Raw genomic sequence first — 12218 nt, 5'->3', positions numbered from 1 at the left:
CAAGCCGTCAAATTAGAGCCAAAAGGAGAAGTGGGAACCACTGCTGTCACTATAGCATTTTTTGTTGCATCTGGTGCACCATTACTCCATGATGAACCATTCCAAGTAGTACTGGAAGCATCAACAATGGGAACATTAATAGAGCTTGGAGAAATACAACCACTTTCACTTGTTACTCTAAAAGTATAATTTCCAACGGGTAAACCACTTATGATTGTAGTTACTCCTGAACCTGAAGTACCCGATAATCCCATCACAGTTGGTGTTGACGAAATCGACCAATTTCCTGTGGCAGGCAAATTATTTAATACAACACTACCACTTGTTACAGAAGAACAAGTTACATTAGAAATCGTTCCAATAGTAGGCGGATCTAGTAAATTAATCACCGTAGGAACATTATTAAACTCATTAGTTCCTGAAATATCGGATACTTTGCTAAGAGAAGGATCCTCTCCTTCTACTTCGGCACTATTCTCTAACTTTCCAATAGCTACATCGGCAGCAGTAATAATATAGGTTCCTGTAACAGTAGCCGTTGCTCCTGGTGCCAAAAGTGCAATGGTATTAGAAGGAATACTTACTGCTGGATTAAAATCATTTACTTTAATTTTATTAATTGGGACATCTCCTGTATTTTTAACTTCAAAAGTATAGGTTACCGTATCACCCGTTTTACCACAGTCTGTAATAGAGGCTGTTTTGACAAGACTCAATTCAGATCGTTTGAGGGAGCCCTCATTAACCCCAATAAAAGCGCAATCTGAACTTCCTGAAAAAGTAATCACTAAACGATCTACCAAGGCTTCATTCGATGCATTAATTCCAAAATCAGAAAAATCGTAGCCTAACATTCGAATATCTCTAGTTTCATTTGGTGCAAAACCATTAGCTGTACTCCCATCGGCAGCGTTAAACAAATCCAAACGATAAGTACCTACCGCATTGATAGAAGGGAAAGAAATCGTTATGGGATTTCCAATAGTATTTCCATTTACATCCACAAACTTAAAAACATCGGCGATAGCATTGGGTTGTGCGACTTGTGTAATAATAATATCTGGCTTGCCATCTCCTACTCCTGAAATATTGATATTCCCTGTACCGATTTTAAATTCTGAGGTACCTGCTTTAATATTTGCGATACCAGTTCCCAAAGACAAACCCTTCTTCCCATCGGTCAATCGCTGTGCTAATTCAGCCGGAGTTGAACTACTCCCAATTAGCGCAGGTGTCAGTACTCTATTCGACAATGAACCATCAATAGCTGCACCTTGCAAAAAATAGGTAGCTCCTGGAGTAGCATCAATACTGAAAATTTTTAGGGCTCTGAATTTTGTATCTTCGAAAACAACCCCATTGCTTGTCAATACTGCATTATCAACCCCTGTAGCCCAAATTTTACCATACCATTCAAAAGCCAACAAATTGTTCTCTGTATCAGGCTGATTGGCTGCCACTGAAGTAGTTCCTGCTGAAGTAAAAAAACCATTATAATCTGTATAAATGCGATTTACTTCTCGAATAATCAAAATCAAACCTGTTGATGATTCAAAAAAAACATCATTCTTATTGGTGGCGGTAGAAGCACTGCTTCCCCATGTTTGTCCAGTCGAGATTGTACCTCCCAAATTGATGGAACGAGTAGTATGCGTAAAAGTACCTAAATGGGCTTTTACCCCTGTAGCAATAGATAAGGCACTAGCTACAGAAACACTTGATAAAAACGTTTTTGTACCACTATTAGAAAAAGTCAAATTTGTATAGTTGGTACTGAAAACATTTTGACTTAGTCCGTCATAATTCACTGTAGCACTAGTTCCATTTAGAACAATTACATTGGTCGTATTGGTAGACAGGTTAAACGGATTGGCATTACTTAACAACAATACCCCTGTTTGAGCACCTGATGCCATCGTAAAGGTTGAAACCACCCCTGAAGCTTGATTTGTGGTAGTAATTTGTCCGTCGATATCCAATACACCACTTTCTAATCTAAAGTTTGCATTATTACTAAATGATCCAGCTCTTCTACTCACTAACCCAACATTTCCTGAAACATTAAAATTTGAAATTGTTGCTATTAACACTGTCGAAAAATTACCGGAAGGTGTCGCATTCGTTCCTACCTGTACACTAGAACAATTTAATGTTCCCGCACCTTGTATTGCTGTAGTACGATTGCTACTATTAGACGAGTCTACTATTATCGAAGTGATAACATTTAAAATTGAACCTGAATTTACCCTTAATGTACCATTCCCCGAGAACGTTATTGACTGACAAGTTACAGTTGGCGATGATACCGTAATGACATAGCTTGAATTTATAATTACAACATCGTTCACCCCTGGTATTCCAGTCCCACTCCAAGTAGCATCAGAGTTCCAATCTCCTGAGGCAATAGAGGTAAATGTAGCCGCTTTTGAAAAAGAAAAAATAAAGAACAGAATAAAAAAAAGTAATACTTTCTTCATAAAAAAAATTTAGATTTTAAGCTATATAAAGATTTGTTGTGTTAAATAACCAGATTCAACATACTTGTTGAAAATGAGGCAAAAGTAACCATTCAAGACTACTAAACAAATGAAACAACTCATATAAATTCATTAAAAAATTATCCATGACATGCAGACGTGAAAGAACACTATACTTATCAATGATGGCGTTTTGCAAAAAAAGATTAAATGACATGACCTGCCTCTAAACATGGGCAACCCAAAAAAGAACTAATCTGCACAAAAACTTAACTGCAAAGACGCATGATTTAAATTCGTGTATTTTTCTTGCAGAGTCGCAGAACCGCAAAATATAAATTGTGTATTCTGTTTAAAAAATTCAAATAAAATAAAATAAAATATATAAGGCAAAAAAGTTTTTGATTAATGCAGCAATCTTTGAACCATAGAGACAAATAAGAACATATTAAGTGTAAATACCAGTCGAAAACTTTTAACAATAAACAACTAACCATTAACCGATTAAACAATTAAACCCTTCTAAAAAACAATCTTCTTGTTGCTAATCGCGCCGTTGGCCAAAGTGGTTTTGACAATCAAGGTTTGCTCGCTCGAAGGCAAAGTCGAAATGGACCATTCTTGGGCGTTGATTTTCGATTTATCGTACACTTTTCTGCCTAACAAATCAAATACCTGTACTTGGGTAATCGCTTCAGCCGAAGAAGTTAGTGTGATTTTTTTGTTTTTCACACTTACGATAAGCGATGTATCCACCACTTCGTTATCATCAGTACCTAAAGTCTTGTTGGTGTACTTCAACACAAAACGATCGTTCTCTACTCCATTGATGGCGGTAAACGTGTATTTCCCTTTACTCAATTCATGAAGGGTATTCGTTTTTTTATCTTCTAACCAAATGGCTTGATTCGTCAAAGCGCCATCTCTATTATCGATGCTAATATCGAAAGTGCCAGCAATTGTGCTACGGTAGCCTAAAGGCACCACATCGGTATCTACAAACGGCAATGCTCGACCTTGTATCGTGAGGTTTTGTCCTTGGTTGATGCTATAAAAATCCACAAACTCTTGTCCGTCAAATGTTGGTCCATCATACAAGTTGTCCCAATCATTCGTAGCGCCTTCTATATAACCCACCAACAACTGTTTGAAAGCCCCTCCACTATTAGTCAAGTTCAACCAAACTCTGCTTTTCTCGATTCCTATTGCTTTTTTTGCATTAGCCTGTTTGAAGAATTGGGTATTTTGATCTATTATTCGCATACCATTTTTAAATTGAAAACGGCTATTTGCGGCAATCCCCGAGGTAGTTCCCACAAAAAAAGATTGACCTGATGCGATTTTTCCAGAAGGGACTTGCCCTCCAGACAGCGCTGCTCCTTTTGTCGTTCCCGTACCACCCGTTCGGTTATAGGTCGCATAATCATCGGCAGTATAAATGTAATCCGAACCACTTTGTTGGATAGGTGTATTGTGCGTCCAGAAATACAAAGCCCCATACATAATCCCAGCATTATTGGTGTCAGTCATAAACAAATCAGCATCAATAGCCGATGGATAAGGATTGCCTATCAAATTGTATTGATCACTTCCTACTGCAAAATCGTAGACCCCATTATTCGGAATTCCTGAAAAAACCGCTTCAAACACCGAAGGGAGCGTGGTCGAAAAATGTTGAGGCCCTCGGATGATATAGCCCTTTGCCATAGTCATTACCGATGTCGGAGCTTCGTTTTTCCAAGTACCATTGGCTCCATCAAAAGAGAAAAATTTATCCGAAAGTGTTGCAGGAGACACATCGATTAATCGCTGACTTTGAACAGGACTCGACCAATAGGTGTAATCCATTTTCCGAATGGGAGTTGTCTTCCTGTTCAATTGAATGACACCAGAATTACTAATCTGATCGTCTATTTGATGCAAACTGGCTCCATCTTCGATAACCAAAAGTCCAGTTCCTTCATATTGATAGCGCAAGGCTAAAGTTGTTCCAGCACTCACTTTTACTTCAACACCTGAAGCAATTGCACAATGACACGCGTAAGTTGTATAGGTAATAGTGTAATCTTCTTCAAAAAGCAATTCCTTTCCGGGTGTAGGTCCGCCATTGCTCCAATTCCCCGCCACTCGTTTCGTTTGATCCACACAGAGCAACAGTCTAGCAATTCGATGTTTGGTCGTGCCAGAAACAGAATTAAAAGCACCACCAATCAACACTTTCTCATCGGAAGTCATTGCCGTTGTCGACAAGGTGCCATTCAAATTGACCGAAAAACTTCCATCAACAGCGCCATCCGCTTGGACTCGAAGCATTCGTTTCACCCCTACTCCATTATAGGTACCAGAAAATGTACCTCCAATTAGTATTTTACCATTGGGTTGTACCAAAATAGTTCTCACCGTTCCGTTACTGAATCCTGTCCCGATGTCGAAACCCGCATCCAAAGCACCATCAGATTGTAGCCGGACAATTCTTCGCCTTGCATTTCCATTAAAAGCAGTAAAAGAACCGCCCACTAAGATTTTACCATCCGATTGCAAGCTCACATTATAAACAATTGCATCAAATCCAGTACCTACTGAAAAACTGGAATCCACACTTCCATCAGCATTCAAACGAATAAGTTTTGAGGACGAAATCCCATTGAATAGTGTAAAATGTCCTCCCAAAATCATCTTCCCATCCGACTGCAAAGCTACTGTTTCGACTATTCCGTCTTCGGCACCAGAACCGGTAACAAAACTAGTGTCTAAAGTTCCATCGGGTAATAAACGAGCAATTTTTACAGCAGGAATTCCATTGTAAGTAGAAAAATTACCCACGATAACAATCTTACCGTCCGACTGAATCGCTACTCCATACACCTGTCCGTTGCAACCCAAACCCACATTGAATGTAGTATCTAAACTTCCATCGGGTAATAGACGAGCTATTCGATTAACCACTATTTCGTTATATGCCGTAAAATTTCCAACAATAATAATCTTCCCATCTACTTGTAGCGCCGCATTACGAATAGTTGCATTGGCTCCTTCTTCTAAGGCATTAAATGAACTATTCCTTTCGCCTGACTCGTTGAGTTTGGTTATTCTTGGGGCTGCTTCACCATTAAATTGGGTAAAATTTCCAACCACAATTACACTTTTATCAGATAATGGGAGTACTTTCGAAACACTGTTATTAAAACCCACTCCCGAGGTTAAATATCCAATATCCAAAGTGCCTTGGAAATCAATTTTAGCTAACTTGCCTTGATTCTGGTCATCAAAAACCGAGAAAGAACCACCAATATACCAAGAAGTATCCATAAAATTTTCTAAAGCATATACTGTGGCTGAAGCGGGACCATTACCAATATCAAATCCAGTATTGATCGTTCCATCGGGATGAAAAAGTTGCACTCTGTTAACCGCTACACCATTATAAGTTCCAGAAAAAGAACCTCCCAGCATAAATGCTCCACTCGAATTCATCTTAATCGTCTCCACCGCTCCTGAATTAAATCCAGTACCAGAGGCAAAAGAAGCATCTACAGTTCCATCCACGTTTATCCTTACAATTCGATTTGCAGCAGTGCCATTAAAGGTGGTAAATGAACCTCCCAAAATAATTTTACCATCTGATTGAATACCAATAGCACTAACATTGTTATCAAAACCAACACCAGTCACAAAGCTAGTATCCAAAGTTCCATTGGCATTCAATCGAGCAATTTTTCCCACGCTAACCCCATTGAACGAACTAAAACCTCCACCAATGATAATTTTTCCATCGGACTGGAGTGCAATTTTTTCAATCAAACCAGAAGCGCCCGAACCAACGACAAAGCTTGTATCAACAGCTCCGTTTGGTAAAATTTTCACTATTCTATTGGAGGTTGTTCCATTAAAATTCGTAAAACTTCCCACCAAAAGAATACTGCCATCGGATTGCAAAGCCATATTATAAATGATGTTATTGCTAGCGCCAGGAGTAGCCATAAATGAGGCATCCCGAGTTCCATCTGGATTCAAACGAACCAAACGTCCTACTGCCGTACCGTTATACTGTGTAAAGGAACCCGCAACTAAAATTTTACCATCAGGTTGCAGCAAAGAAGTGTAGACTTTATTATTAAAGCCCATTCCTAAGAAAAAAGATGCATCCTTGGACCCATCGGGCAACAATCGGCATAAATAAGGTGTAGCCACACCATTAAAATTTAGAAAATCGCCCCCAACGATTAATTTGCCATCGTCTTGTACCGACAATGTTCTGACCGTGTTATCAAAACCATCGCCCAAAAGGCCATCATCATAGGTATTAAAAGTAGGGTCAACTTTTCCTTGTTGGCCAAAAACAGAAGCACAACCAAAACTAAAAACTAAAAGTAAGAACAGAGTATTCTTTATTTTCAAAAGCTTTTCAATTAAAATTAGACAATATGCACCATTAACAATAATTAACAGTATTTGTAGTAATAAAAATAAAAAGCCAGACTAAAATAGTCAATACCCAGATTTAGTGATATTTACAATGTTTTGAAAAAAATTTTTAACCGCAAGGAGCGCAAAGAATTACGCATGGAACGCAAAGGTTAAAACCTATAAGCCATTGAAGTTTATGGATTTATGCAGCAATCTTTGAACCATATAAGGCAAATAAGGACATATAAGTGTAAAGATTTATCGAAAATTTTTAACAACAAACAATAAACAATAAACCATAAACAATAAGGCGATTAACCAATAACCAATTAACCTTTTTTTAAATCTGTGAAAATCCGAGTAATCTGCGTGAAAAATTAAACTACTAGAACGCAAAATTGTTAAACATATAAACCATTGAAGTTTATGGATTTATGCAGCAATCTTTGAACCACATAAAGCAAATAAGGGTATATAAGTGTAAAGATTTATCGAAAATTTTTAACAACAAACAATAAACAATAAACCATAAACAATAAGCCGATTAAACATTAACCGATTAACCATTTTTAAATCTGTGAAAATCCGAGTAATCAGCGTGAAAAATTAAACTTCTAGAATGCAAAATTGTTATACATACAAGCCATTGAAGTTTATGGATTTATGCAGCAATCTTTAAACCATATAAGGCAAATTAGGATATATAAGTGTAAAGACTTATCGAAAATTTTTAACAACAAACAATAAACAATAAATAATAAACAACAAACAATAAACAACAAACAATAAACAACAAACAATTAACCTTTTACTCGACCGTAATGAATTGCAATTGTTGCAAATCGCCGTTGTAAATATTGACATCTACGTTGCCCTGAATTCCGGGAACGGCAGCACGTTCTGTAAACTGCCAAAACAACCAATCGTCTTGAATTTCTTCTCGATAAAAATTATAATTGGCTATCCAAAAGAGGTAATCACTGAATTCTTCTTTCAAAAAATCATCATAATATTTCTCTCCAGTGTATATAATGGGTTTGACTTTATAATGATTTTCTATGGCTTGCAACCATCTTCGAAGTCCTTTCTTGAGGTTGGTCATCGACTGATTTTTGGGTAATTTTTCAATGTCCAATACAGGAGGCAAATCTCCCTTTTGCAATCGTACCGTTTTGATAAATAACTCAGCTTGCTCTAAAGAGTTCTCATTCGGACGGTAATAATGATACGCGCCACGAATCATTTTGTTCTTTTTGGCTCCCTCCCAATTTCGTTTGAAACGTCTGTCTACCAAATCATTACCCGCAGTTGCACGGATAAATACAAAATGTAAAGGATATTGGTTCTCAATCGTATCGACATACGACCAACTTATTTTTCCTTGGTATTCCGATACATCAATCCCTACGGTTTTTCCCTCGTGTTTTTCGAGTACTCGCAAATTTCTGGCTTCAGAAAAAACATCGGTTTTACTGAGTTTGTCTGATTTAAAACCTAAATAATACGCAAAAGCCGTACGATAATGATAGATGACACTTCCTAAAAACAGTAATCCAAGAGCTGCCCAGATATATTTCTTGAGGGTAGCTATACCTTGATTGTTTTTCTTATTCGGTCGACGTCTGGGATAGTTTTTGGTCACTTTCCTCATATTGTAATCCCCTATTGCTTGATAAATTTATTGTTAAGGATAGAAAGAAAAATATAAAAAAGGATGACCAATGGAATGCCTAAAAATTGTAGCATAACCAACAGCAAAAGTGAAACCGCCAGAAAGAAAAAGGTCAACTTATTATCTTGAAAGGTCAGTTTTTTGACTTTCAAAGAAAACAGAGGAATTTCAGCATTCAAAATGTAAGCACTCCCAATACTAATCGCCAAAAGCACACCATAATTCGACAATAATTCGAATAACATAAACGAATCGAAATGACGAACAACCAAGGGCAAACTCAGAATAAACAAAGCGTTGGCTGGAGTAGGCAAACCAATAAAAGAGTCGGTTTGACGGGTATCAATATTAAAATTAGCCAATCGATAACAAGAACCCAGTGTGACCAAAAAACCCAAAAAAGCCAACGCATATTGACCTGAAAACGGGTCACTAATCTGTAAACCAAAGGCTTCTAACATCATATAAAACATGGTCAATCCTGGAACTACGCCACTAGTAACCATATCAGCCAAAGAATCCAATTGTAAGCCCAAAGGACTGGCTACCTGAAAGAGACGAGCAAAGAAGCCATCAAAAAAATCAAGAAAAATTCCTAAGCAAACAAAATAAAAGGCCATTTCGAATTGTTGTTGCACCACAAAAGTGATGGCGATACAACCACAAAATAAGTTCAATAAGGTAATAATATTAGGAATGTGTTTTTTGAAAGCCATCGGAATCGGTATTAAAAAAATTGTACCAGCAAAAGTAAGATAATAAGTGGAAGAGAAGTGCGTTTTTTATCAGAGTTTCTTCAGCAATTTTTAAAGAAAAGAGAATTCTCTTGAAAGTGAGGAATAAGCTCCCTAAAAAATTCTATTTTTGAAAAAAAATATTCACACCAACTAGCTCTGCTTGCTTTTGAAAAAGATTCTTTCGTTTTTTTTAGTACTAGGTACTTGCTCCTTATCTGCTCAAACGGTCCGAAAATACTCCAATGAGTTTCTCAATATTGGTGTAGATGCGGCTGCGCTAGGAATGTCGAATACTGCAGTTTCATTTACAGCCGATGTTAATGCGGGCTATTGGAATCCTGCTGGTTTGACGCATCTTAAAGACCATCAAGTAGCGGCTATGCACGCTAATTATTTTGCCAATATTGCCCAATACGACTATTTGGCCTATGCCTCACCCATAGATGACAGAAGCAGCTGGGGTATCTCAATGATTCGATTTGGAGTAGATGATATATTGAACACCACCGAACTCATCGACAATCAGGGAAACATCGATTATAACCGTATTGAATTATTCTCTACTGCCGATTATGGTTTTACTTTTTCTTATGCTAGAAAACTCCCAGTTCCTGGTTTTCAATATGGAGTTAACGCCAAAGTAGTACGTCGAATCATAGGAGATTTTGCCAATTCATGGGGCTTTGGTTTTGATGTAGGTTTGCAATTCGAACGCAATAATTGGCAATTTGGCTTACTCGTTCGTGACTTAACAACCACTTACAATATTTGGAATATTGATGAAGAAAAATACCAAGCCATAGCCGATGCCATTCCTGGTCAAAACCAAGAACTCCCAGAAAGCACCGAAATTACAGCTCCAAAAGCACAACTTGGCATTTCTAAAAAATTCGTTTTTCACTATGACTATAGTCTTTTAGCCGCAGCCAACTTGAATATGCGCTTTACCAAAACTAATGACATTATAGCCACAGACTTCGTGAGTATCGACCCTGCCTTGGGATTTGAATTGGGCTATACAGATTTGGTTTTTCTGAGAGCAGGTGTTGGAAATTTTCAAAAAGTAACCCAATTGGACGCTAGCGAAAAAACCAATTTTCAACCCAATGTCGGACTGGGATTTCAGTACCGAGGCATTCAAATAGATTATGCTTTGACCAATTTAGGTAACCAAGGTGTGGCTTTATATTCGAATATTTTTTCGGTAAAAGTGGATTTGGGACAGTTTAGAAGGTAAAAAGCATTTATCAGTTATCAGCTAACCGCAAGGACGCTAAATTTTAAAACATATAAGTCATTGAAGTTTTGGATTACTGCAGCAAGCGTTAAACCATATAAGGCAAGTAAGGGCATTTAAGCATAAAGACCAATCAAAAACTCTTAACAATAAACAATAAATCATTAACCGATTAAACATTTTAAATCTGTACAATCTGCGTGAAAAATTGAACCGCGAGGGTGCTAAATTTTAAAACATATAAGTCACTGAAGTTTTTTTATTTATTCAACAAGCTTTGAACCATATAAGGCAAATAAGGGCATTTAAGCATAAAGACCAATCAAAAACTCTTAACAATAAACGATTAACCAATAACCAATTAAACAACAAACAATAAACAATAAACAATAAACAATAAACAATAAACAATAAACAATAAACAATAAACAATAAAAAATTAACCGATTAACCGAATCAAACACCCTCCCTCTTGAGAACGTAAATATATTTTCTTTGCGAATACTAACAACTCAAGAGAATGCGCTATTTTTACACCACTTACAAATTTTGCCTTTTTTATGACTAGGACTACAGCATCTACTGCTCTGAATATTTTTTTATTATTCGCACTTTGCTTAATGAGTTTAAATACTTCTGCACAACTTTTACCTCTTTCACCAAAAGCTACAGTAAGTGTATTGACTTGTGCTACAGGAAATGAATCGTATACACTTTTTGGGCATACTGCACTCCGAATTAGTGACCCGAATCAAGCTCTAGACGTAGTGTATAATTACGGAGCCTTTGACTTTTCAACACCCAACTTTGTGGCTAAATTTGCCAAAGGAGATTTAGAATATTTTGTTGTGGCGCATTCGTATTTAGACTTTATCAGTCAATATCAATACGAAGGAAGAAGTGTATATGAACAAAAATTACGTATAACACTTCCGTTGAAACAACAACTTTTTGAAGAACTCACCAGTACTTTACAATCGGAAAAACGGTATTATACCTATAAATTCATCGATAAAAATTGTACTACTATGGTGGTCGATTTACTAAACAAAACATTAGGTTCGAAAGTAATTACCAAAACCAAAGCGACCGATACGACCTATCGAAGCGTTTTGTTTCCTTACTTTGAAAATCATTTTTATGAACAGTTGGGCACCAGTATCATCTTTGGCACCAAAGTAGATGAAAAAGCAACTACCCTTTTTCTTCCTTTTGATTTGTTAGAAAGTCTTAAAGACACAACTTACAAAAATGCCCCACTTAGTGAACCTGTAGTCTCCCTGTTGACAGTAGCTCCCAACAAAGCTCACTCATGGTGGAATAATGCCTATACCTATGGTGCTTTTTTATTACTAATTGTTATCTGGAAAAAAAGAAATGTTGCGTTAACATTTTTGACCCTGATGGGAATCTTGGGATTATTCTTCCTATTCATGGGATGGTATTCATGGCATCCCGAATTAGCCAATAATTATAATGTGCTTTTGTTTAATCCTACTTTGCTCTTATTGGTCTTTTTTGTACTTCAAAAAAACAAAAAAGCTACAAAATGGCTGACTTTTTTTACGTGGGGATGCTTTTTAATATACACTTTGCTACTTATCAACAAAGCACCATTTTTGTTCCTGTTGCCCTTGATCAGTGTCAATTCTTTGGTAGTTTATCGAATTTATAAAGAGAATCTTTAG

General features: G+C 36.9%; 6 protein-coding genes. 2 read left to right on the top strand and 4 right to left on the bottom strand.

Annotated elements, in window-relative coordinates; genetic code table 11:
• The 4 genes from ACZ1AQ_RS11930 to ACZ1AQ_RS11915 all read right to left on the bottom strand — a co-directional run.
• Positions 1-2477, bottom strand: a 2477-nt coding sequence (locus tag ACZ1AQ_RS11930) for a DUF7507 domain-containing protein (RefSeq protein ID WP_489633116.1), incomplete at its 3' end; no start/stop codon positions are given.
• Positions 2478-2999: 522 nt separating this feature from the next.
• Positions 3000-6875 (bottom strand): DUF8693 domain-containing protein, encoded by a 3876-nt coding sequence (locus ACZ1AQ_RS11925; RefSeq protein ID WP_489633115.1) that lies wholly within the window; start codon positions 6873-6875, stop codon positions 3000-3002.
• Positions 6876-7692: 817 nt separating this feature from the next.
• Positions 7693-8535, bottom strand: a complete 843-nt coding sequence (locus ACZ1AQ_RS11920) for a glycoside hydrolase family 25 protein (protein ID WP_489633114.1) — start codon at positions 8533-8535, stop codon at positions 7693-7695.
• A gap of 11 nt (positions 8536-8546) precedes the next feature.
• Positions 8547-9272, bottom strand: coding sequence for a CDP-alcohol phosphatidyltransferase family protein (locus ACZ1AQ_RS11915; protein WP_489633113.1), 726 nt, complete (start codon positions 9270-9272; stop codon positions 8547-8549).
• A 187-nt stretch (positions 9273-9459) separates the two neighbouring features.
• Between ACZ1AQ_RS11915 and ACZ1AQ_RS11910 the strand changes: the two genes are divergently transcribed.
• A complete protein-coding gene (locus tag ACZ1AQ_RS11910; protein WP_489633112.1) occupies positions 9460-10530 on the top strand; it encodes a putative type IX sorting system protein PorV2 in 1071 nt (356 codons plus the stop codon).
• 560 nt (positions 10531-11090) lie between these two features.
• Positions 11091-12218, top strand: a complete 1128-nt coding sequence (locus ACZ1AQ_RS11905) for a lipoprotein N-acyltransferase Lnb domain-containing protein (RefSeq protein ID WP_489633111.1) — start codon at positions 11091-11093, stop codon at positions 12216-12218.

The sequence above is a fragment of the Flavobacterium sp. UM26 genome (genome assembly GCF_057922445.1).
This window is presented reverse-complemented; position numbering and strand designations above follow the sequence as displayed.